This is a genomic window from uncultured Sulfitobacter sp., assembly GCF_947502895.1.
In the GTDB taxonomy this organism is placed as follows: domain Bacteria; phylum Pseudomonadota; class Alphaproteobacteria; order Rhodobacterales; family Rhodobacteraceae; genus Sulfitobacter.
The window spans coordinates 275,549-299,295 of the sequence record NZ_CANNBM010000002.1 but is presented as its reverse complement, the minus strand read 5'-3'; the positions used below and the strand labels follow the sequence as shown (position 1 = coordinate 299,295).

Annotated in this window: 17 protein-coding genes, 1 tRNA gene and 1 pseudogene; 4 read left to right on the top strand and 15 right to left on the bottom strand. The window is 57.8% G+C overall.

All coding sequences use genetic code 11. The features are described from left to right. Positions 1-15: 15 nt before the first annotated feature. The gene (locus Q0903_RS09485) at positions 16-744 is read right to left on the bottom strand and encodes an SDR family oxidoreductase (protein WP_299029586.1); all 729 of its coding nucleotides are present in this window, start codon (positions 742-744) and stop codon (positions 16-18) included. Positions 745-1,046: 302 nt separating this feature from the next. After that, positions 1,047-1,364, bottom strand: coding sequence for a LysR substrate-binding domain-containing protein (locus Q0903_RS19770; protein ID WP_366141489.1), 318 nt, complete (start codon positions 1,362-1,364; stop codon positions 1,047-1,049). Between Q0903_RS19770 and Q0903_RS09480 the strand changes: the two are divergent. Beyond that, a pseudogene (locus Q0903_RS09480) lies at positions 1,327-2,103 on the top strand (TRAP transporter large permease subunit); the annotation flags it as partial. The gene Q0903_RS19770 and the pseudogene Q0903_RS09480 overlap by 38 nt on opposite strands. A 673-nt stretch (positions 2,104-2,776) precedes the next feature. Here the strand turns inward: Q0903_RS09480 and Q0903_RS09475 are convergent. Both Q0903_RS09475 and Q0903_RS09470 read right to left on the bottom strand, forming a co-directional pair. Continuing rightward, entirely contained in the window at positions 2,777-3,592 is an 816-nt protein-coding gene (locus tag Q0903_RS09475; protein ID WP_299414844.1) for an SDR family oxidoreductase, read from the bottom strand. 53 nt (positions 3,593-3,645) lie between these two features. After that, positions 3,646-4,671, bottom strand: coding sequence for a helix-turn-helix domain-containing protein (locus Q0903_RS09470; RefSeq protein WP_299414842.1), 1,026 nt, complete (start codon positions 4,669-4,671; stop codon positions 3,646-3,648). A gap of 121 nt (positions 4,672-4,792) precedes the next feature. On the opposite strand from Q0903_RS09470, the gene Q0903_RS09465 reads away from it, so the two are divergent. Beyond that, positions 4,793-5,842, top strand: coding sequence for a hypothetical protein (locus Q0903_RS09465; RefSeq protein ID WP_299414840.1), 1,050 nt, complete (start codon positions 4,793-4,795; stop codon positions 5,840-5,842). Positions 5,843-5,968: 126 nt separating this feature from the next. Here the strand turns inward: Q0903_RS09465 and Q0903_RS09460 are convergent, their stop codons facing one another. Then, positions 5,969-6,736, bottom strand: a complete 768-nt coding sequence (locus Q0903_RS09460) for a FadR/GntR family transcriptional regulator (protein ID WP_299414839.1) — start codon at positions 6,734-6,736, stop codon at positions 5,969-5,971. 425 nt (positions 6,737-7,161) lie between these two features. Between Q0903_RS09460 and Q0903_RS09455 the strand changes: the two genes are divergently transcribed. Continuing rightward, positions 7,162-7,284 carry a hypothetical protein gene (locus tag Q0903_RS09455; protein WP_299414837.1) on the top strand — a complete coding sequence of 41 codons (123 nt, stop codon included), beginning with the start codon at positions 7,162-7,164 and terminating at the stop codon, positions 7,282-7,284. A gap of 742 nt (positions 7,285-8,026) precedes the next feature. Here the strand turns inward: Q0903_RS09455 and Q0903_RS09450 are convergent. The 4 genes from Q0903_RS09450 to Q0903_RS09435 all read right to left on the bottom strand — a co-directional run bounded on the left by Q0903_RS09450 (position 8,027) and on the right by Q0903_RS09435 (position 14,376). Further along, positions 8,027-9,586, bottom strand: coding sequence for an acetolactate synthase large subunit (locus Q0903_RS09450; RefSeq protein WP_299414835.1), 1,560 nt, complete (start codon positions 9,584-9,586; stop codon positions 8,027-8,029). After that, entirely contained in the window at positions 9,583-11,160 is a 1,578-nt protein-coding gene (locus Q0903_RS09445; protein ID WP_299414834.1) for a class I adenylate-forming enzyme family protein, read from the bottom strand. Before Q0903_RS09445 ends, Q0903_RS09450 begins: the two co-directional genes overlap by 4 nt. Further along, positions 11,157-13,151 (bottom strand): TRAP transporter fused permease subunit, encoded by a 1,995-nt coding sequence (locus tag Q0903_RS09440; protein ID WP_299414832.1) that lies wholly within the window; start codon positions 13,149-13,151, stop codon positions 11,157-11,159. Before Q0903_RS09440 ends, Q0903_RS09445 begins: the two co-directional genes overlap by 4 nt. A gap of 88 nt (positions 13,152-13,239) precedes the next feature. Then, positions 13,240-14,376, bottom strand: a complete 1,137-nt coding sequence (locus Q0903_RS09435; RefSeq protein ID WP_299414831.1) for a TAXI family TRAP transporter solute-binding subunit — start codon at positions 14,374-14,376, stop codon at positions 13,240-13,242. A 306-nt stretch (positions 14,377-14,682) separates the two neighbouring features. Here Q0903_RS09435 and mnmH point away from each other — a divergent pair, with 306 nt between their 5' ends. Then, positions 14,683-15,729 carry a tRNA 2-selenouridine(34) synthase MnmH gene (mnmH, locus tag Q0903_RS09430; protein ID WP_299414829.1) on the top strand — a complete coding sequence of 349 codons (1,047 nt, stop codon included), beginning with the start codon at positions 14,683-14,685 and terminating at the stop codon, positions 15,727-15,729. Here the strand turns inward: mnmH and selD are convergent. From selD to selA, 6 genes are all read right to left on the bottom strand, one after another. Next, entirely contained in the window at positions 15,722-17,929 is a 2,208-nt protein-coding gene (gene selD / locus Q0903_RS09425; protein ID WP_299414828.1) for a selenide, water dikinase SelD, read from the bottom strand. The genes mnmH and selD overlap by 8 nt on opposite strands. Positions 17,930-18,041: 112 nt before the next feature. Continuing rightward, on the bottom strand, positions 18,042-18,563 hold the full coding sequence (locus Q0903_RS09420; RefSeq protein WP_299414826.1) for a UGSC family (seleno)protein: 522 nt from the start codon (positions 18,561-18,563) through the stop codon (positions 18,042-18,044). 28 nt (positions 18,564-18,591) lie between these two features. Beyond that, the gene (locus Q0903_RS09415; RefSeq protein WP_299414824.1) at positions 18,592-20,181 is read right to left on the bottom strand and encodes a TlpA disulfide reductase family protein; all 1,590 of its coding nucleotides are present in this window, start codon (positions 20,179-20,181) and stop codon (positions 18,592-18,594) included. A gap of 73 nt (positions 20,182-20,254) precedes the next feature. Continuing rightward, a tRNA-Sec gene (locus tag Q0903_RS09410) sits at positions 20,255-20,348 on the bottom strand. Between the two features lie 14 nt (positions 20,349-20,362). Further along, positions 20,363-22,237 carry a selenocysteine-specific translation elongation factor gene (selB, locus tag Q0903_RS09405; protein ID WP_299414822.1) on the bottom strand — a complete coding sequence of 625 codons (1,875 nt, stop codon included), beginning with the start codon at positions 22,235-22,237 and terminating at the stop codon, positions 20,363-20,365. Next, on the bottom strand, positions 22,234-23,625 hold the full coding sequence (gene selA / locus Q0903_RS09400; protein ID WP_299414820.1) for an L-seryl-tRNA(Sec) selenium transferase: 1,392 nt from the start codon (positions 23,623-23,625) through the stop codon (positions 22,234-22,236). Before selA ends, selB begins: the two co-directional genes overlap by 4 nt. Positions 23,626-23,747 lie beyond the last annotated feature (122 nt).

The following is a 23,747-nucleotide window of genomic DNA, read 5'->3' as shown; positions in this document are numbered from 1 at the left end:
GAGTGAGCGAAACCTCTAGAGATCGAAGTTAGTGGGCATCATTACAACATCCCTAATTGTCATTCCGCGCGGGCGGGTCAGCATGAACATAACAACCTCTGCGACTTCACTGGCCTCCAACAAGCTTCCGGTATCTCGCGCCTCTTGGAGTTTCTCCTCGGGCCAATCCGATAGCAATGCAGTTATGACCGGCCCGGGTGATATCGCGCCGACGCGGATACCATGTTTGAACACCTGTCGGCGAACAGTTTGGACAAAGCAGTTTATGGCCCATTTGGAAGACGCGTAGACAGGCTCCCAAGGGGTTGGAAAATGCGCAGCGAGAGAACTTGTGACGATGATGTCGCCCGAACCTCGTGCGATCATGTGCGGTAGGACATCGTGAACATTTTTCATAACGACGTTGACGTTCAAATTCATCATACGGTCGATGCTGCTGGTGTCGTTATCAATCAAATCACCGCCGACATACGAGCCTGCGTTGCAATGAAGAATATCGACTTGGCCGGCCAGCTCAAGAATTTTTGGAAGCATTTGCGCGCAATCCACTGGATCCAATAGGTCGACAACAAGTGGAATGGCAGTACCTTTATATCGGTCGCAAATGGCCTCCACTGCTGCCGCATCACGGTCAATAATCACCACCCGTGCGCCAGCGGCTAACATAGCTTCGGCGCTAGCAAGCCCTATACCCGATGCTGCGCCCGTGACGGCCGCAACCTTTCCGTTCAAATTGCCAGCCATCGATCATTCTCCCATTTTGGTCGCCGCATTTTTCTCAACTTTGCGCACTGCAGACATTCCCACAATGGGTTGTATCGGTCAAAGCGGGCTCAAACAAAAGATCAGATACTGCCCAGCATTTTGTGATGGACTGCACCGTCACCGCTGGAGTGGCGCTTTCAACGTCTGGCATTTGGGACGAGGTGCGTACTTCGCCAAAAAGTTCCCTTCAGTTAACTCCGACACCTCGCCCGAACAGCTCTACAGCTTTTTCACGAAGCAGTTCACGCCAGCGTGTCAGCCTTTCGCACCGTCTGGCCACCCTAAACGAAATACGGTGTTCCGAAGTCGGCAACCGAATGGATGTCGTGCGCTATTTGCGTAAACAATGCTGCATGCGGTGAGGGATAGTGAACCACGCAGTATTGCATTGCCGGAAGAGGAGGCTCTGTCGGTATCTCGACCACCCGCCCACTTTCAATGAGACGGATGAGGTAACTTCTGGGTGTGATGCAGACCCCTCGGCCCGCTACTGCCAGACCGACCATTGCATGCAGACTGTCTACGCTGACGCTGTTGCGGGTGTTTACGCCATTGTTTGCAAACCTGTGGGAGAGCCTTGCCGTGGGCGCACGTAACACGCTTGCCGTTGGTGCGGCTGCGGCTACGGTCGGGATTGTGGTTGGTGTTGTGACGCTGACGGGTGTGGGCTTTCGCCTTGGCTATGTCGTGGTGCAAACGGCGACTGATGTGGGGACGTTCCTAAGCACCCTGCCTGTGCTGAGCTATTTCACGGTTACGCAATGGGCCTTGTTTGTCTCGCTCATCCTCATCGCGGTGTCGTGCATTATCATGGGGGCGGGTATTCCGACGACTGCCACCTACATCATACTTGTTGCAGTTGCAGCACCGGCCTTGGCGCAGCTTCAGGTCGAGCCTATCGTCGCACACTTCTTTGTTTTCTATTACGGGGTGCTGGCGGACATCACGCCGCCTGTGGCGCTGGCAGCTTATGCAGCGGCAGGGATTGCGGGGTCTAATCCGTTCGAGACAGGGAACACGGCCTTCCGTCTGGGCATCGCTAAGGCGCTTGTGCCGTTTGTGTTCGTCTACTCCCCTGCGCTGCTTTTGGTAGCAAACGGCTTCACGTGGATGGCGTTTACGATCACTCTGGCGGGTGCAATGCTGGGGATCGCGAGCCTTGGTATCGCCTTTTCAGGATACCTGATGGCGCCACTCAAAACGTGGGAACGCTGGTGGGTTGCGATTGTGTCATTCCTATTCATTGCGCCAGGGTTGCTGACTATGGCAATAGGCCTTTGCTTGATGGCGCCTATTCTCATTCTTCAGCTTAGACGGACAAAGCCGCAGCTTCGGTGAACTGATATGAAATACAAACTGCGCCAGTCATCCATGCAGTTTTCAAAAGCAGTCACGTGTCGGGCCTGATTGTGTAAGTGCGACCGCGGGCTTTGATAATTCTGTTGGCGCAGTTCCTTACCGCTTGGGGGGCGATGGCGTTAGGGCTCTTCGACGGGTAGGCGGCCTTGGCGACAGTCGCGATACGGGCTGGTTTACGTTCCAGCCGTGAATTCAGTCACTTACATGCGTGTGGCACATGCGGTTTTGCGTGTCGCACGGGACGCGTGCCTTCTCTTTTGCTACCATTCTAGGCTATTCTTGTGGCAGCGGCCCCCGCCTGTGTAGCGCCAGAAGATGCCTAGAAAAATGAAGGATCGCTTCATATGCGCTCTGACGCGGGCGCGGAGCTTTGCCAGCCAGTATGGCCTACTGATAGTACAGCCCAAAGCACCCAGGCGCGCTTGTATGCTGATAGATGCTCTGATCAATCGGTAATCTCTTGGTTCTTGCCGCTCAGAACAGGGCTGCCGCGAACTCTTTCCAAGCAGGTCTTTCAGTGGATCGTTCTATATGCACAGTGCAGAAACTGGCGCACCGCCTTCCGATTGCTTCAACAGCGCCATGATCTGCGTGTCATTGCATCACACATGCATCCATCGATAAAAGGTGTCTTAGCCCGTATCAAAACACGTCAGAGTTTGATCCCGCCCAGCTCTGCGACACCTACAAAGCTCCGGTTCCAAGTCGGGCTTATCAAGACTTCGTTTATGCAAACATGTGGCGGGGCCTCGGCAATATAGCGCACCATTGCACCCAAATCTTCGGCTTGTAGCATTCTCGCAAGGTCCTCGGGGGAAGGTGGCTTTGGCCGCGATTGCATGATGGGGGTAGCGACTTCTCCGGGCATCAAGGCTGTGCATCTTATGCCGTTAACCCCTTCGTCTTGATTGATCGAATGACTGAGTGCCACAACCGCGTGCTTTGAGGCGCTATATGCTGGACCTGTCAGGCGTGATGGATGCCGCCCCGCCCAAGACGAGGTCAAAATCAACGTACCTTCACCCTTTGTACGCATCTGCGGCAGCACCGCCAGAACACCATTCATCACCCCGTTCAAATTTATATCGACCACCTTGGCAAAGTCCGTCGGTGTAATTTCCGAAACTGCACGGTTGGGAACATTGATCCCAGCATTTGCAACAAAGACATCAATGCCGCCAAAGCGCGCAACCAGATCGTCGGCTATCACTTGTGTGGCTGGTGCATCTGCAACATCCAGCTGTGCTGCTTCGGCTGTGCCGCCGGCAGATGCAATCTCGGCTGCAACACGCTCTAACTCTTCCAGCCTGCGGCCTGACAAAACAACATGCGCACCACTGCTTGCCAACGCTTTGGCAGAAGCTTCGCCAATGCCACCACCAGCACCCGTAACCCAAGCAACTTTTCCGCTCAACGTAGCCATATCATCCTCCCGTAATGCATTATGCGTCAGGGGCGATAAACTCATAGAACTTGGGCCTTGTCCAACGATGCGCCAAGCCGAAGATAGTGGTGGGTGATTTATGAACGACCTTGACGCTTATCGGTTCCTCGTGATTTGCGCCATTGCGTTGGTGTTTCTCCCATCACACGGCGAAACTCTCTGTTGAAATTCGATTTTGTATAAAACCCCGCGTCCAGCATTGCAGTTGTGATCGACACATCCGTCTTGGCGAGCATGTCGCAGGCTGCTTGTATGCGCATGTTGTTGATGAACTGCGACATATTCAGCCCAGTTGTTCTGTTGACCGCTTGTGAAATATCCCGCGCGGAATGGGCCAAGCGTTTTGACAGGCGTGTCAGTGTCAAATCGGGATCGCGGTACAGCTCCTTCCGGGTGATCTCATCCCTGAGGCTTTGGACCAATGCGGCATCCGCATCTGTGCTTTCGACGGGTGTTTTGGTGAAATCAAAGCGCATGAGCACAACAAGGCCTATGGCCAGCAGTGCCACCCCTGCGAATGAGGCCATCGCCGCAATTGCTCCTGTACGGTTGCCACCAGTGACCCAAAAATCTGCCATGATGACTGCATCGGTAGCGCCAGAAAGCACGAGGATCGCGGCGGAGCCATACAGCCCCAGCCGCAGCGCTGACGTGTATTGTAGCGGTGCCCATGCAAACAGATCGTCTCCCTCCCGCCAAAGAACGATCGCAAGAGCGGCAGCATAACCCAAAGTGACGCCTCCAAGCAGGGCATCGGCCAAATAGGGAGCAAAGATGACAACAAGCACCATCACCAAAACGCTCAGGCTGTGTGCCCAGACACGCGATGACCACGACGGATTGGTAAAAGCCAAATAGGCCAGCGGGGGTATCAAGACGCCGGACAAATGCTGGATGCTCAGTACCGCTTCGACACCGTAGCCATAGCGTATACCCAAAAGGTAAAGCTGCAGCGCAAGGCTGCACTGGAATGCGATCAGCCAACCGGCACGAACCCGTTGGGACAGCCGCGTTGCGCACCACGCTGCGCTTACGCCCAAAACGGTTGCTGGTAGAAATGTGATAGGGATCATTAACATGGCGGCTTTCACGGTGCTGTTCATCCAAGGTCTAGACCATTTCGCGTACTTTATCATGTTCTGGACTGACTAGATCATGATCGAGGTCGCTTGGTTTGCCCAAACTGGGTCATCTCGGGAGACATCATTTCTTTGGGAGTTCGTCATGAAAACCACCATTATAGCCGTAGCGTTTGCGGTGCTTGCAAATCTTCTCTGGATGGCACCGACGCGTGCAGGCGAAGTCGGCTTTACCCGTCTGACAGTGCCAGATCCGATGGGGGGCGAAATGCAGGTTTCTGTCTGGTATCCAGCACGTGAGCCTGCAAGCAGGGTGAAGTTGGGGCCATACACATTCGAGGCTGCGCGCGACGCTGAACCTCAAGTGGGTTTGCACCCTCTTGTCGTCCTGTCGCACGGCACCGAAGGGTCCGACCTTGGCCACCGCAACGTTGCCATTGCACTGGCGCAACAGGGTATCATTGCCGCCGCGCCACTGCATCCGCGCGACAACTTTAAAGACAACAGCGGTGTTGGCCGCAGGATCGTTATGGAGGGCCGTCCGCGGCAACTCACTGCAGTGATCGATGCGCTTGTGTCGCATGATCTCTGGAGCACAAGGGTAGATGCGCTGCGCATCGGCGCGTTTGGCTTTTCTCTTGGGGGATATACTGTGTTGGCCGCTTTGGGGGCGCAACCTGATATGATGCGGATTGCCGCGCATTGTGATGTGCCGAACACCGATCCGTTTTGCACCATTGCCGGTTCTCAAGAAGGGTCGCTGCGCCCCCACATTGAACGGGAATTTCCCACGCCTCTCACAGGGCTGGCTGACAGCCGCCTGTGTGCTGCATCCATAATCGACCCCGTTGCCATCCCGTTCGCTGACGCGGCACTTGCCGCTATTCCTGCGCGCCAGCTTCAGCTATGGCGCCCTGAATTTGAAAACGTTCTATCCGCACAGGCGCACGCAAGTCGGGTCGTCGCACAGCTAAACCTGCGACAGGGTGTCGAGATCACGGCGGAGATTGTTGTGAAAGGCGCGCAACACTATTCATTCCTTGCACCATTCCCTTGGCGGTTAAAATGGGTCTTGCCATCAGAACTGACCCAAGATGTCGCCGCCTTTGATCGTGACGCGTTTCAAAAAGACTTTGCGGAAGAAGTCTCAAGTTTTTTGGTGAAAGCACTGCAAGCTTGCACGAATGTCGACTAAATTATCGCCTTTCTTGCGTACCCCAAACCACTCGTTTGATCGCAGACGAGCGGTCGCATGCACTGTCCCAGAACGCGCCGTCTAGTGTCCGGCCTTGCCTTGGTCCCTGCGTCATTTATGGTGCGTTTACATCAACGCCAGCCTGCGGTTGGAAATCTGATCGCGCTGGGTGCGTGTCTGATCTTCCAGATACGATCTGCGCACAAAGTCGATATGATCTTGCGCAGCTCGGGTCGCATGATCTGCATCACCGCGCAGGATAGCCTCATAGATTTCGCGGTGTTGCGCCATCAGCTTCTCACCGGAATGATCGAGCGAGCCTAGAAACGAGCGGTTATAGAACAGGTTCTGCTGGGTGAGCGCGTAAATCGACGCCATCGTGTGCACCAAAAGCGAGTTATGGCTTGCGTCAATGATGGCGGAATGGAACCTGATATCAGCCTCACGGGATGCATCTGCATTGCCGCTCTCATGCGCGTTGTCGAGATCATCCATAATCCGCTGCAGTATCTCTTTGTCGGCTGGTGTTGCCCGCTCAGCTGCAAGGCGTGCTGCAAAGGCTTCTTGCTCTGAACGGAACTCCAGGTAATCCAGAAACGCATCCTTGTGCCGCGCATAAAGAGCGATAAGGGCGGGCGACATGGCGGAGCCGATAAGGGGAGCTACGAAAGTACCCTCGCCATGACGTACAATGATCAGATCGCTGTCCTCCAGATGCTTGAGCGCTTCGCGCACTTTGGGGCGCGATACGTTCATCTGCTCTGCGAGTTGCCGCTCAGAGGGCAGGCGGGCCCCATCGCGCAATATCCCCTCAAGGATCAACCGCTCAACCTGCGCCACAATTGAATCGACGACCGATGTGTGACCGATAGGGTTGAAAACAGATGTTGTCATGGACGGTTTATCCTTCAGGCGGGCGAACTGCGCGACAATTGATCTCGTTATTCACGTTGGGTTCTTTAGATAATCCAACCTAATGCGGGTAAGTGGTAAAATAAATAGCCAGCTTTGTAACTATGAATCATAGAGATAGCTCTCTCGCAGCTCTAAGTTTGAGAGAATGAGAAAATAGTGATACATCAGTCATTTGCGACAGGGTTCCTCCAGATGAATCTGGAACGAGGCCGGGTCCGGAACTGCGCTTGGGTTCAGCTGGGCAAGAGCAATCGCATGCAGTGGTTTGAAATTCTGTAACCGCTGCCGAGTGGTGCGCTTATAAACCTCTGTATCGAAGGCCTGCTGAAGTCACATAGCGACCGTGCGTACACAAATCGCAAAACCCGCGGTCACGCGAACGGTGGATGGACACGGGATGACCCTTGCTGGGGATCACAAGCGCAGCGACCATCATGTCGGCCTCTGCAACACTGGCCTTGTTACTGGTTGCGAAGATGTGCGGTGCTTCGATGCGGGCGACTGTTGGTCCCGAGGAATTGCCATGACGACGATCATGGGGGAGCGTTGTACCTATGGGTGCATGTTCTGCACCATCGCCACAGGCCGACCCGACCAGCAGGGCGTGTTTCCTATGCCGTAAAAAGTTCGGGTTGAACAATGTTGTGATCACTTGTGTTGATCAAATGGAGAGGGCAGTTTTACGCGAACCATGCGCGCTGTAGATTACATTGGCCTGACGCCACGATTGAGATCTTTACGCCCGATGTGCCAAATTGCGCTTTTGCATTGGAGACCATCGTTGCTCAACGGCCCGATGCTTTCAACCATCACCTTCAGTCTCTGTTTGCGCCTTTAGGACAAAATCCGCCCTCGTGCGCTAGCTCCATGCGCCGCGTCCCTTACAGAGTGCCAAGGAACTGGACGCATCGATATTCAGCAGGTTTGGGCAACAGGGTCGGGCTGCGAAGTGATAGACCTGCTGCTATGCAGGTCATGGTGGTGATGCGGGTGGCTGAGATTGCTTTTCCGATCATCGGTCAGTACCTGCATCCAACGCTGGTCAGAACTTTGTTGCGCGTCTTGTGATACCTGACGCGTTCAAATCATACGAAACACGGCCAGATGACAAAGGGTTCACATCACCGACCCGCTCTAGCTTACACGCTGGCGATGACTTCGCGGACCCGAACCTCGCCCTACAGAACGCCGGACAGGATATCGAAGCTATACCGCGCCAAGTGGGCGCGTCAGCGGCAACAAGTGGGCGCGTCAGCGGCAAGCCTTTTCTCAAAGCATGATCTCGATCAGGCGGGGCCCGCTGCCGGTTAGTCCTTCGTCCAGCGCAGCCTCTAGCGCGCTGCAGTCGCGGACTTGTTGAGCCTGAACGCCCATTGAGCGTGCCATCTGCACCCAATCCAACGTCGGGCGGTCCAGCGACAGCATATCAATAGCGCGCGGTCCAGGGTTGCCCACACCAACATTCGTAAGCTCGCCCCGCAGGATTTTATAGCTCTGGTTGGCAAAAACCAGCACTGTCACGTCGAGGTTCTCTCGCGCCATAGTCCAGAGGGCCTGGTTTGTGTACATAGCTGATCCGTCGCCCGTCAGGCACATCACCTTGCGATCGGGGCAGGCAATCGCCGCACCAATCGCTGCTGGCATAGCATACCCGATCGAGCCGCCACAGTTGTTCAGCCATGTATGCCGTTTCGCGCCTTTGGTGGCGGGCGAGAAGGCGCGTCCTGTGGTTACGGATTCATCAACAACAATGCCGTCTTCGGGGATGGCGCGTGCGATAACAGCCGCCAGATTGTCCAGATCAATGGGGCCGCTGGGCTGCTCTGGCAGATCAGGCTGCGCAAGATGCGCAGGGGGTGTGCTCGCCGCGCCTGTTGCATCGCACAGTGCCGCCAGAGTTGCCGAAAGATCGGCTGCCGCCGTGGCAAGCGGCATAATCTCCGCGCCTTCACGCGTCAAAATCGCGGGTTTGTGGGGGTAGGCGAAAAAGCCGATAGGCGCACGCGCGCCTACCAATACAATCCGCCTAAATGGTTCCAGCACTTTGAGGGCAATATCAATAGGGTAGGGGACGCGGCCCACAAAAACACGGCCCGCACCGCGCTCTAACCGCGCATTTGACCATTCCGACAGCAACTTGCAGCCCGTTTTGGCCGCGATCCGCCCTGCGATTTCAAGATTTGCCTCGCTCAGCGCCGCACCGCCCAGCAGCAGCAGTGTTTCCGGCCCGTCAAGTGCTGTGGCAGCAGCGTCTAGCAGGTCTGCGTCATAAGGCGCGGCGGCGGGCATTTCTGCGGCCTCTTGCGCCACTCCGCCTGTGTTCCATGCCGTATCTGACGGCAGGATCAGCGAGGCGATCTGACCGGGGGCGACCATTGCAGCTTGCACGGCTTGCGCCGCATCGCGCCCGACAGTCTCGGCGCTGGGCGATGTTTTGATCCAATGCGAAACAGGCCGCGCGATCCCTTCGATGTCCGATGTCAGCGGCGCGTCCAGCGCGATGTGGGTCGAGGCATGTTCGCCAATGATATTGACCACGCCCGATCCGCCTTTTTTGGCGTTGTGCAGATTTGACAGGCCGTTCGCCAGACCAGGTCCGAGATGCAGCAGCGTCGAGGCTGGTGTGCCCGCCATGCGGTAATATCCGTCCGCCGCGCCTGTTGCCACATTCTCGTGCAGCACCAGAACCGAGCGCATCCCCGCGATGTGATCGAGCGCCGCAACAAAATGCATCTCGGAGGTGCCGGGGTTGGTGAAACAGACCTCGATCCCGTTGGCCAGCAGGGTATGCACAAGGCTCTCTGCGCCGTTCATTGTCTCTTCGCTCACGTGTTCTCCTTTGCCCAATAGGGTGCGCGTAGGTCTTTCTTCAGGATCTTGCCTATGGTTGAGCGCGGCAGGACACTGCGCGATTCAACGCTTGATAGCCGCTGGCTTTTGCCCAGCCGCGTGTTGGCCTCGGCCAGAATATCATCTGCGTTGCGGGTCGCATCTTTGCGAAGCACAACCAGCCCCAGTGGGGTTTCGCCCCAAGCCTCGGACGGCACACCGATCACCGCAGCATCGGTCACGTCCGCATCTGCCAGCAAGACCAGCTCCAGATCGTTGGCATAGATGTTCAATCCACCTGAAATAATCATGTCTTTCTTACGGTCTGACAGCACCAGAAATCCGTCAGCATCAAAGGATCCCATATCGCCCGAGCGGAAATACACCTCGCCCGCTGCATTGCGCCAGATATAGTCGGCGGTCAGATCATCGCGGCCATAATAGCCTGCCATCATTGTGGGGCCGCGGCCGCAAATCTCGCCCACGTCGCCTTGGGGTACTTCGTTTCCATCCGTATCAATCAGGCGGATGTCATTGCCGGGGGCAAGCTGGCCGACGGTATGCAGTTTGCTGGGATGCTCGTCCGCGACCAGCACGGTTACGCCACCGCCCTCGGTAAGGCCGTAATATTCGACCAGCTTTCCGGGAAAGCGGGCGAGCACGTCGGCTTTGACATCCGCACGCAGCGGCGCAGAAGTCGAGAATTTGATCCGCATGGAGGACAGATCGAACTGATCGAAATCGGGAACATCCATAATGCGTTTATATTGCACTGGTACCAGCATCGTATGGGTTATTGCTTCGCGCTCGACGATCTCAAGATAGCCGCGCGCGTCGAATTTGGGCATCAGATGTACTGTTGATCCGCCAAAAAGCGTGGGTATGAACGCCACGATTGTTGTGTTGGAGTAAAGCGGCGTGGAGATCAGCGTGCGCGCATTGTCATCATAGCCATTGGGCGTCACCCGCTCCATCTGTGCAGCGCGCATCAGATGATTGTGCAGGATGCCCTTCGGGGTGCCTGTTGTGCCAGAGGAGTAGATGAGGTTGAACGCATCCGCCATGGTCAGCGGGATCATTGGATCGTCTGTCGCAGCCGCTGCAATGGCACCTTCATAGCTCTCGAAACTGGCATTCTCGAAGTCTATAGCGTAGCGCCTGAGTGGCATATCAGTAATGAATTCAGCAACAAGGCCATGATATTGCTCGGCCACAAAGATTGCCCTTGCCCCACAATCGCGCAGCATCCTTTCCAGCGCCTCGGGCGAGGCCATGGAGGACAAAGGCGTGACACAGCCACCTGCGCGCAGTATGCCCAAAAACAACTCGGCGTAGGGGATGGAGTTGGCCGAGAGGATGGCGATGTTGTCTCCCTTCGCCAACCCCTGTTCCAATAGAAGATTGGCGATCCGGTTACAGCGTGCATCCAATGCACCCCATGTGACACGGGTATCGTCACAGACCAGCGCCAGCTGGTCAGGGTGGGCCTGCGCGTTGGTGCGCAGGCGCTCTACGATCGTTTCGGTTGGGGTCAGGGTGCCGAGCGGCGGGTCAATTGTGATAGACTGTGTCATGCGGGCTCGGGCTCCGCTTGCCGTGCGCGCCATGCCACCAGCATCGGCAAGGCGCACAGCGCCGCACCAATGAGAAAGGACGCACCATAGCCAAGATTGATCAGCTCTGTATGTGGCTTGGCAATCAGCAAACCGCCAAAGAAAAGCAACATCCGCAGGGGTAGCCCGGCAGCACCGCTGAGCGGGCCGACAAGGCTTATGTAGCCTTGCAGCGCAGACGAGATCATCGCGACACCAATCAGCGCAGAGCTTAGCGCCACGACGACTTCCCATGCAGGTGCTTGGCCGATCAGGGCAGGGTTGAGCACAAAGAAGAAGGGCGCGATGTAGATCACCCCGCCAAGGCGCATGGCCTCAAACCCCGTTGCAATCGGATTGGACCCCGCCATGGTCGAGGCGGCAAAGGCCCCCAGTGCCACGGGCGGCGTGATATAGCTGACCATTCCCCAGTAAAGGATGAAAAGGTGCACCGCGAGCTGGTTCAGACCACCTGCCTCCAGCGCGGGGGCGAGGACAACGGCAAGGAAGATATAACAGGCCGTAACTGTCATACCCATGCCGAAAATAAACGCGGTCAATGCGCCCATCAGCAGCAGTACAAGTGTGCTGTCACCGGCCATAAACACCAGCTCATTCACCAGCGTACCTGCTAGGCCTGTGGCGGAGAAAGAGCCCACGATGAGGCCAACGCCCAGCAGAATTGCCGTGAGTTCGGCAAGGCCCATACCCACGCCCACGATCATATTGCCAAGCCTTGCCATGTTCAGGCGGAACCGTGCGCGGAACTGATTGACCACCAGAAGCAGAGCCGTGGCATAGAATGGCGCGGAGGATTCCTGACGCAATCCGATCATCATATAAAGCAGCAGTGCAAAAACGAAGATATAGGGCCAGCCCTCGATCATTACTTCCTTTAGGCGGGGCAGATCGGGCTTGGGCAAGCCTTTCAGCCCGCGTTTGGCGGCATAGGCGTCAATGCCTGTGAACAGGCCCCAATAAAAAAGGATGCTGGGGATGGCCGCAGCAAGCGCAATCTCGACGTAAGGGCGTGACAAAAAGGAGGCCATGATAAAGGCTGTGGCCCCCATGATCGGCGGCATCAGAACCCCGCCAGTCGAGGCGCAAGCCTCGGTCGCGGCGGCGGTTTTCGCGGAAAAGCCGGTTTTGCGCATAGCAGGGATCGACACAGCACCCGTCGTCAGTACGTTCGAGATGACAGAACCTGACATTGATCCCATAAACCCGCTGGCAAATATCGAGACCTTGGCAGCACCCCCGCGGTAGCCGCCTACAAGGCCAAGTGCCAGATCGTTAAAGAACTGTCCGCCGCCGGTACGCTGAAGCACGGCACCGAACAGAATAAACCCGATCACAACCCCGCCAAAAGCCTTCATTGGAATGCCAAAAGAACTCTCGGCCGAGTATATGTGGTAGGGGACGGTCTGCATGAACGTGCTCTGAAACCCCGAAAAGGGGTCGGGGACGATACCTGCAAACGTCGGATAGAAGGCAAAGAAGGTCACGATCAGGAACAAGACCAGACCGCCCGCGCGGCGGCAGGCCTCGAGCACCAGCAGGAAAAAGACCACAGAGATATATTGCGCCATCTGCGGTGCGGCGTATTCCCACCCCTGAGACAGGTTGGATTGTGCTGTGGCCGCCAGATAACTGGTAGACCCCAGCGCCAGCGCAAACAGTGCCCAGTCGAGCAGTGACGGCACACCGCCTTTACCACCACGCATTTGAAAAATGAGAAAGCTGAGGGCCAGAAACATCCCGCCAAGGATATAAAGGTATCGACCTTCGATCAGGACAATGCCGAAAAGCTGTATATTGAACAATTGGTTAATCACCAGCACCAGCGACAACAGCGTGCCGCTTACCACCACCCAGCGGGCAGGCCCTGCGATACGCTCGGACGGGGTGGCGCCATCAATGGCAACCTGTTCTATACCCTTTGCATCAGGGGAGTTTGTGCTTTGATCGGTCATGGGCTCACTCGTGTCTGGGTATGTTCAGGACAGTGGAGGGCAAACCGGCCGACGCATGCGCCGGCCGGTTTGTACGCTTTGGTGAGGATCAGAACGTGATCTGGAAACCGCCGTCTGCAAGCGCCTTGCGGCGTGCTTCGGTCCATGCAGCAACCCAGTCATCGGGGTTGGTTGCTTTGGTCGCTTCCCATGCAGCGGCCAGTGCGGCCTGACGGGCTACCAGATTGTCGTTATGCGCCTGCGCTGCATCCGTCCAGACACCCGCTTCGGTGTAATAGCGGATCGCACCTTCATGGTAGGGTACAACCCATTCCATGTTCTGCTTGTCCAACGCCCAACCCCCGATACCGGGTGAGTTGCCGTCATATTTCGGGAACAGCTCGACCATCGCTTTGGTCATGTTATAGACCAGATCAGCCTCGGTCGCTTCCATCGCCGTCAGCACGGGATAGGCATAGCCTGCGCCCTGATGACCGTCTGTGCCGTCAATCGTGGCACCGACCCGTGCTTTGTTAAGCTGGAAGAACGGAGCGATGTCCGTCAGGCGCTTGAAGCCTTCCGTATCGGCGGGATCAATCGGGGGCCAGAACAGACCGCGCGGGCCTGCTTCGGCCTCATAGGTCTTGCCCGAGTTGGTGGAGGCGAAGGCTGCATCGACCTGACCTTCGATCAGACCTGTCCAGCTGGCGCCAAAGCCGCCGAAATCCACACGCTCGACATCATCCCACGTCAGGCCGCCGTAGGCCAAATAGGCCTCGGTGTTAACGTTGAGGGCAGGTGCGCCAACGATATAAGCGACGCGCTTGCCTTTGAGGTCTGCATATGTCTCGATGCCAAGATCACCGGCCACACCGACCGCAAGGTTGATCGCACCGCCATTGTTGGCCATCAGCACGCGAATAGGCTGCGGACCCCAGTTTTCGGCACCAAAGTCAAAGACGCCTTCTTGTGCCATAAAACTACCGCCAACACCTGTCGCGGAAAATTGCACGCGGCCCTGACGCAGCGGCTCGGTGCGCGATACGTCGTTTTTACCGGGTAGTACCCGCAGATTGGTGCCCGTGGCGTCCTGCAATGCGGCACCAATCGCTACCGATTGGTTATACCCGGCTGATCCCGTGCCATAAGCCGTCCAGCTAAGCTGCTTTGGCAGTTCGAAATCTTGCGCAATTGCCATTGTGGCAGACATGCTCAAGACAGCAAAAGTAGAAGCGATGTATTTCATAGTTTCCTCCCAGAATGTTTCGGTATCGCCCACATGATCGTTGGCAAACCGGTCTTACGGGGTCCGTTTTCTGACGAAACGGTATTCCGCTGTGTGGAACAGCATATGAATCTTGGATTTGAAGTGTCAACAAGAGTCGCAATAGTCAGTTGGCCGATTACGCAATTTTGTCCGCGCTATCCGGTCATCTTAGTCGTGTTCCAGTGCGCGCTTTGAGGTGAAAGCAGGCATTGTGTGTCTTTGCGCTAGACCTCCCCGCTGCAATCAATGACAAGCAAGGCGATTGCCCGCCACCGGAGCCAGCCCATGATCCGCCACAGTTTGACCGATCTATCCAGCGTTGCGGCCATTGGCGCGGATACGGTTATTGATGTGCGCGCACCTTCCGAATTCGCCCAAGATCACATCGAAGGAGCAATAAATCTGCCCGTGCTCAGTGATGCAGAGCGCGCGCAGGTTGGTACGATATATACACAGCAAAGTGCGTTTCTGGCCCGCAAGATAGGTGCAGCGCTGGTTGCGGCCAACGCGGCGCGTCATTTGCAGGGGCCTTTGGCTGACAAGCAGGGCGACTGGCAGCCGCTGATCTATTGCTGGCGCGGTGGCCAACGCTCGGGCGCGTTTGCGACGATACTGGATCAGGTAGGCTGGCGGGTACATCTGATCGAAGGGGGCTATCGCAGTTACCGCCGACAGATCACCGCGATGCTCTATGATACGGACCTGCCGCACCGCATTTGCGTCATCGATGGCGGGACTGGCACAGCCAAAACGGCGCTTTTGTACCATCTGCAATCAGCAGGGGCGCAGGTTCTTGATCTGGAAGGGTTAGCAGCGCACCGTGGATCTTTGTTTGGCGGGCTCGCACAGCAACAACCCTCACAAAAAATGTTCGAATCCCGCCTTGCAGCTGCGCTGGCCCAGCTTGACCCCGCCCGCATCACGTGGGTCGAGGGCGAAAGCAGCAAGATCGGCGCGCGGATGATCCCGCCGGCGATCTGGGCGGCCATGCATGCAGCACCGCGGATAGAGGTGAGCGCGCCTTTGGCGGCACGTGCAGCATTTCTGGCCACGGAATATGCCGATCTCACCCATGATACCGAAACCTTGATGGCGCTGATCACCCAGTTGCGGCCGTATCATGCCGCAACAGTTCTGGAGGAATGGCACGCGCTTGCGCATCGTGGCGCGTGGCAAGAACTGGCGGCACAGTTAATGCAGGTACACTACGATCCGCGCTATAAAAAATCACAAGCCCGCGCCGCGCCTGCGCAGCAACATATCACGCTTCAGTCACTTGATGCTCAAACGCTTGGGCGCACGGCGCGGGACCTAATCGAAGGGTTTAGATAACCCGCACGGGATCAGAGCCTTTCGTCAGCTCTCCGATAATTGCAGCGCAGAGACCTTGAGCCTGCAGGCGTTCTTGTACGTGCAAAGCTGCATCGCGTGGCAGTGCCGCCAATAACCCACCTGCGGTTTGCGGATCGTGAAGCAGCGGATCGGCAAGCCCCGTATAGGGCGCATCGGCCAAGTTGGCCTCCAGCAAAGAGGATGCAATGCCGCTGTCTGACAGAGCGCGTGCGCCCGCATACACGGGCACGGCGTCTCGTCTGATCTGCGCTTGAAGGCCCGATGCTGTGCAGATTGCCTGCACATGCCCGACCAAGCCAAAGCCCGTTACATCTGTCATTGCATGTGCTTGAGACAGGGCTTGGGCGGCAATGCTCTGCGGTTGTTGCATGATGCTCAGCGCCTCGGTGACGACATCGGCCGCGACCTTGCCTGCCATATGCGCAGCCAGTATCACACCCGAACCAATGGGCCGTGTCAAAAGCAGAGCATCCCCATCCTGCGCACCTGATACTGTAAGGGGCATGGCAGCGCGCAGGCCTGTCACGGTAAATCCGATGGTCATTTCTGCGCCCATAGTCGTATGACCGCCAACCACAGCTGCACCTGCTTGGCCGAATACCTCTGCGGCGGTTTCGCTGATTTCGCGCAGGGTGCGCTGTTGCAAGGCAGGCGACATGCGCGGCAGAATGATACTGCTCAGTGCGGTTTGCGGTGCGGCCCCCATGGCCCAGATATCCCCCAGCGCATGTACAGCCGCAATGCGGGTCATCTGTACCGGATCGTCAATGAAGGCGCGCAGATGATCGGTACTGATTACCTGAAATCCGCCGCCCGCCTGACGCAGGATCGCAGCGTCATCCCCGGGCGCGGTGATGACATCGTCGCGGACATGCACGGGGCGCAGATCAAGTGCACTGCGCAGCACACCACCACCGACTTTTGCACCGCAGCCACCACAAAGCGGGATGTTGTTTGAATCTTCCTCGGCGCCTTTTGCACGAACAACAGGCAATTTTGGCACAGCCATCGCAGGCAGTTTGTCCAGCTTGGCCATAAAGGCGCGGTCGATGCGGTCTTTCCACTGCCAAAGAAGGGGGGCTGCGGGTGCAAAACCCCATTTCTCGGCCATGGCCGATTTGCCCCCCAACGAGATTAGCTTCAGGTAGGATTTTTGCGGGTGAAACGGTTTGGTAGGGCGTCCCGACACAACGGCGCGTAGGTTGTGATAAAGAACAGGCGCGGCACGCACGGCAAAAACACCCGCCTTCGGGCGCGGCGCAAAAGGCATATGCGCACAGTCGCCCACGGCAAACAAATCCGCATCGCCGCGAACGCGCAGATCGGGATCGACGACGACAAAGCCGGTTTCTTGCGGCAGGTCGGTTTGGCCGATCCAGCGGTGGGGAAATGCACCTGCTGCGCCGACGCAAAGTGCTGCTGCTACAGGGTCCGCGCCTTTCAGGATAACGGCGTCCGCCTCGATACGCTGCACGGTAGCATTAAACTGGCAGGTAATGCCCAGCTCTTTCATAGCGCGCATCAGCTTTGCACGGGCCGCGGGCCCCATGCCTGAAATCTTGGGGCCCGCCTCGATCACTGTGATCTGTGGTGCCGCGCCATTGGTCTGCACTGCATGGGCCATCGCCATTGCGAGTTCGCATCCCGCCACGCCGCCGCCGATCACGGCGATGTGTGGCTGTTTTTGCCCTGTCTGCACCTGTGTCAAAAAATCGCGCCAGCGCGCAGCGTAGACATCCAGTGGTTTGGCCCCCACGGCATGTGCATCAAACCCCTCAATATCCATGCGTGCTGTGATGCCAACATCAATCGAGGCGACGTCATAGGCCACAGGCCGGCGCCCCTCGACATGGATCAGCTTTTGCGTGCGGTCGATCGCGGTTGCATGGCTCAGGATCAGGCGCGCACCTGCAAAGCGGGCGAGGCGCACCAGATCAATTTCCAGCGTATCACGGCTGTAATGACCTGCGATATGACCGGGGAGCATGCCTGTATAAGGCGCTGTCGGACCAGGGTTGATAAGGGTCAGGCGCGCACCCGCAAGCGGCTTCATCCCCCAACGGCGCAGCACCAGCGCATGGGCGTGGCCCCCGCCGACAAAGACAAGATCACGGGTGAGTGGGACATCGTTCAGCATGCGCGGCAACAGGATGGCTGTGGAATATCTAGCATGGCGCATCTTTGCCCTGCGATCAGGCAAATGTCCAAGCCTGTCTGAGCACAATTTTGCGAGCAAGGTACGTCTAGGGCTGCCCCGCGTCTGTGCGCAGGGCAGCCATCGGGCAAGCGCCCTAGTTCTCTGTCAGCGCGGCGATGATCTGCCCGAGGGCCAACGCCGCCTTGGCGCGCATTTCGTCATCGGTAGCATCCTGAATAGGATGCGGCACAAGCACATAGCGTGCGCCTTCCATACCCAGCGCGCCGCGCTGGCTAATGGCGGCTTCGCCAAACTCGCTTGAGGCTACTGCGACTGCGGGGATCGATTGGGTTTCAAACCAGAATGTATCGTGCATACTGCACGTGGTACATGATCCTCAGTCGGCCAAGCCTTCAACGACAAAATCGCAAGCATCGCGTATCTCGGCGCGCAAGGCGTCGGGGCAAGGCTTGGCGAAGGTGGGCTTGGCAAATCGCTTCACCGTCACATCGGGCGCTTTTTGCTTTAGCAAACGCTCCAGCTCGTCCAGCATCACGTTGCCGCGCGGTTTGCTGATATCCAGCAGGCCGATGGTACCTGACAGGCTACCGCTACGCGGCGTGATCTGTCGCTCGACGGGGACGCGTTCGTCAGTGGGATCCAGAATTGTAATCATAGAGTTCCTCCGCTTGGTTGGGGGCAGCCTAGCCCAGATCGATTTTTTTGGAAACAGAGAGCGATCCGGTCTGACCTGTCGCCCATCCGTGAAACGCAGACGAAAATTTGCCAGCGTCCGATCCTGCCACAACAACGTGGATGTAATCGGTGCTGGCGAATTTCGGCACAGGCTTGGCCAAGGCGTCTGCGCTCATATTGGCGGCAACCTCTGGCGCGATGCCCGCGCCGCAGTTTTCATCCATCACCATATCGCTCAGGGGGCGGGTGGTCACATTCTGGATCTGTTCGCGCAGGCGGGTTTTGGAATAGTCGCCCTCGCGGGTCATTGTATCAAGGTGTTCGGGGCAGACTACCAACAGCGCATCAACGGGCAGATTGCGCAGCTTTGGCAGGAACACCCCCTCCAGCCCGAGCCCCAGTGACCCTGCGATCTGGTCGGGCGCGCGCGAGGTCTGATCGACGATCAACACAGGCCCGCCTGTCATGGCAAAAACAGTGACAACGGAATCCTCGGCGTCAAACCCGCGCTCGACATGCAGTGGCTCCCAGGGAGAGCGTTCTTCCCATTCGGCAAAGCACATGGTGTATTTCATCGGGTTGCCGTGGGTTGAGCGTTCTACGCCGCCCGTGCTGGCCCCGCCCACATTGCGCACGACAAGGCGCAGCGCGCGCCCGATGGTGGCGTTGGCGCGGTTGCCTGCGCCCAATGCGCCCAACTTCATGTTCATACCCAGCTTGTGCCGGATCGGGCCGTTGATCACCATCACGGGAGAGGCACCCATAGTGGTGGCCGTCACGCCGTGGATGTTGAAGGTATCGGTACAGACCGCCTCAACTGCTGCGATGATCACGGGCATATACTCGGGCTTGCAGCCTGCCATCACGGCATTGATGGCGATCTTTTCTACCGTTGCGATACCCATATTGGGTGGCACGGTCGCGATTATGTCTTGCGGCGCGCGGTGTGTACCGCCCAACATCCGCATCACGCGTTCGGGTGTCGGCGGCACCAAGGGCAGGCCGTCAGAAAACCCCTGATCGAACATGAATTCTGCCACATCGTCGCTTTGTGCGATGTCGATGCGGCGTGCGCGGATCGGGCTGTCATCGGCTTCGGCGCGCAGTTTGTCGAACACTGTCGGGTCAAGGTGTTTTGAGCCACATCCGGGGCGCCATGCTGGCAGGCTCTCCCAGTCGATCTGGGCTATGGGCTGGTCCGTCGCCACGCTCATGTCGGCAGCGAGTGTTTCCCAATCCTTGCGGACAAATCCCTCAAAAGCAGCAACGGTTACGCCTGCTGCGTCAATCCAGAACACCGATGGCACGCTTTCAATGTCCCATGCAAAGGCTGTCCCGCAGCTGCGATCGTCAAGCACCGGCATGGTGAGCGCGTGTTCCTCAATAAACCCGCGGGTTTTCTCGCCCGACTGCGATATCAGGACCACATCTGCATAGGCGCCGTAGGCACGGTGCAGCGCCTCCAGCACAGGGGCGGCGGTATTGCAGGTTTCACAGTCTTGTTTGACAAAGCAAATCAGGCTGGGGCGCGGGTGCGGATAGGTATGCGGCGCACCTGCCATATCGTTGAGTGTGAATTTTGGCTGTTTGTCGCCCATCGCTTTGCCCTCCCGTGCTAGGGTTAGTGTGCAAAGTGTCGTGGGGTAATGTCCAGTGCTGTCGCATAAATCTTGGCGGAGGTGGATGGGAATCGAACCCACCACACGCGTTAAAGCGCGTCCATGGTTTTGAAGACCAGGGAAGTCACCAGACTCCAGTCACCTCCCGCTGCATCAAACGCTAGCAGGGCAGGGGAGTAGGGGGAACCGGTAATTCACCTGTCATTTGGCGCAGTGCGTCTGTACGGCGCGTTACGCCCGTCGCGTCGAAATGCTCCAACACGGGCACGATGATTTTGCGGCTGGTGGCGAGGGCTTTGCGCGCCTGTGATGTCGTGAAGCTGCTGTTGAGCTCAAAGACATCGTTCAGTGTGGCGGCTGCGGCGGCAAGTGCCGACCAGTGAAAGGCCAGCATCTGGCCCAAAGCGATATTGTTCAGCCAGATGATATGCCCCGCATGCACCAGCAAATCGACAAGTGCGGCTTCCGATGGGGTTGCGGGAGTTTCCAGTGGCGTGAGGCCTGCCGAGGCACATTCTTGCGCAAGCGCGGTCAGCCTCAGGCGCTGGGCATCGCTGAGTTTGGTGAAAGGGTCGTGCGCCGCTAGTGCAATTCCACCAGCGATTTCTCTTAGTGTGCCATCCGCGCGTAGCTGGGCTTTTGCATAGGCGAACAGCGCAGGGTCCGTTTTGGGTGGCGCGCAAGCGTCGATTGGCATGGCGGGGCGCAGTGGAAATGTTGCGTGATAAGCGCTGATTTTGGCCAATAGGTCGGCTTCGCACTGGATAACGTGGTCTGTTGGGGCAATCAGACAGTCTGTAATTTTCGTGAAATCACTTTGCAGCGCGATGTGTGTATCGCTACTAGAAATCCGCGCTAAACGTGCCACATCGGCAATCTGCGCCGCACCACCGTTCTGGGTGCATAGGGCGGTGGCAATGTTTGCGGGGCTTCCGTCGTGGAGTGTTTGCAGCAGAGCGAGGCGCGATTTGTCGCCGGCGCGTGTCGGGTGTGCCTGACAGTCCAGAAAAATCACTCCCCCCAAGGTTTTTGGTGGCGATAGGCTGCGGATAACAGCGGGTTGCCCTTCGTATGCAAATGCAGGTTCGGTCAGGCGCAGCTGGGCAAACTGAGCAGCCCCCGCATATCGCCTGACGGTCGCGATACATGCAGTTGTGCCGAACAGAAGCCGTACCTGCTGCATATGCTTGGGCGTGTCCGTCAAATCCTTCAGGTCAACGTCGATACAGCGTCCCGCCGCTGGCGCGTCGGCGCTGGTGAGCACGGCACCGCGCGGAATGTCGGCGACAGCTGTTGCACGTAAATTGGCGGCAACGCGGGTTCCTGCAAAGACGTGCTGACGCTCCTCTCCTCGGCTGTGCAATGCGCGCAGGGTGACAGGCTGCCCTGATGGCTGGATTACCAATGCGGCAGAGGTCGTTAGCGGACCACCGATCAAGGTCCCCGTTACAACAGTGCCGCGCCCTTTGAGTGTGAATGCGCGGTCAACGGGCAAGGTGGCAAAGGAAGGTGTGGGCATCACGGTATCGTGCTGCAACAGCGATTGCACAGCATCATGCAGGTGTTCGATCCCTGCGCCGCCGAGGGCAGAGCAGGGGATAATCGCGGCACCCGCCAACGCGGTGCCAGCAATTATCCTGCGCAGGTTTTGCACGGTCTCGGCAAGTTCTGCATCGCTGGGCAGGTCGGATTTGGTGACAGCCACAACGCCCTGTGAAATCCCCAGATGCCCTGCGATCTGCAAATGCTCCAACGTCTGTGGCCTGATACCTTCGGTTGCATCGACGACCAACAGGGCGGCCTGTGCGCCTGCTGCACCGCAAACCATCGCCTGAACAAAGTCCTCATGCCCCGGGGCATCGATAAAATCGACGGTTCCCGTGCTGTAGTGCTTATGCGCAAATCCGGGCCGGATGGTCAGGCCGCGCGCTATTTCCTCGGGCGCTGTGTCGGTCTGCGTGCCCGTCAGCGCGCGGACGAGTGAGGTTTTGCCATGATCCACATGGCCGATTACCACGATGCAGCGGCTCTTCATTTGCCACTGATCGAATTGAGGGCGCGGACAATCGCCGCACCTTCTGACGGGTCAATCGTTCGCACGTCGAGCAGGACGCGGTCATGTTCGATGCGGCCGATGATTGGGGGATCAGATGCCCGCAAAGCCGCCATCAGTGCATCCGCCGACATGTCGTCAGAGGCAAGGCTGACCGCATGGCTGACAAGATCTTGTTCCGGCAATGCGCCCGCGCCCACCCGCGCGACAGTCTCGACCACCTTGGCATCCAGTCTGCCGACAGGTGCAATCTGGTCGACCACCATTCTGGCACGCGCCGCAACCTGTTCGGCAGGCTCCGACAACATGCGCAAAACAGGTACGGCGACCATTGGATCATGCGGCGCGCGGTAGAGGCGAAGCGTCGCTTCGAGCGCCGCAAGCGATAATTTGTCGATCCGCACAGCACGCATCAGCGGATGCGACTTGAGCGCGGCAATCAGATCGCGCCGCCCTGCGATGATGCCTGCCTGTGGACCACCCAGCAGTTTATCTCCCGAGAACATCACCAGATCGACACCGCTTTTTAATATGTCCGCGACAACGGGTTCATCCGTCAGCCCGTAAGGGGCCAGATCAATCAGAACACCACTGCCAAGGTCCTCCATCAACACAAGACGCCGCTCGGCGGCGATCAGGGCCAGTTCCGCCCGTGTTGGCGCGGCGGTAAACCCGATAATCTTGAAGTTACTCGTGTGACTTTTGAGCAGAACGGCGGTGTTATCATCAATTGCATCGGCATAGTCGCTGGCGCGGGTTTTGTTTGTCGTGCCAACCTCGTGCAGGGTTGCACCGCTTTGCGCAATAACATCGGGCAGCCTGTAAGAGCCGCCGATCTCGATTAACTCACCGCGCGAGGCGATAACTGTTCGGCCTTGAGCGGTGGCGACCAAGGCCAGCAGCACAGCAGCAGCGCAGTTATTGACCACGACAGCGGCCTGCGCGCCTGTAAGGTCGCAGATCAGCCTTTCGGTGTGGCTGTGGCGCGAGCCGCGCTTGCCTGTCGCAAGATCAAGTTCGAGGTTGGAGAACGTCGCTGCAGTGGATTGCATGGCTGCAATCGCTTGGGGGGCCAGCCGCGCGCGGCCGAGATTGGTATGGATGATGACGCCCGTGGCATTGATCACACCGCGCAGCGCGGGCTGGCGGGCGACCACGATTTGGGCGTCGACCCGGGCAGCAAAGGACGTGCTGGCGAAATCGGGCATAGGTGGCGCACCCCCCGCAAGCAGGCTGGTGCGCAGACCATCGACAATGATACGCAGGGCATCGACAGTTTCGCTCTGGCTATAGGTTTGCGCCAATGCCGCGATACCAGGGTAGGCAAGCAGGCTGTTGATCTGGGGCAGGTCTCTGAGATGTGTGGCCATTGCGGCTCCGGTTGTGACGGGGCGCAAAGCAATGCCGCCCTTTTGTATGAACACAGCCTAGCTGGCGCTGTGCGGCGCGTCGAGACAGGCTTGGGGCAGTCGGAGAGATTTCGACAGCTTGG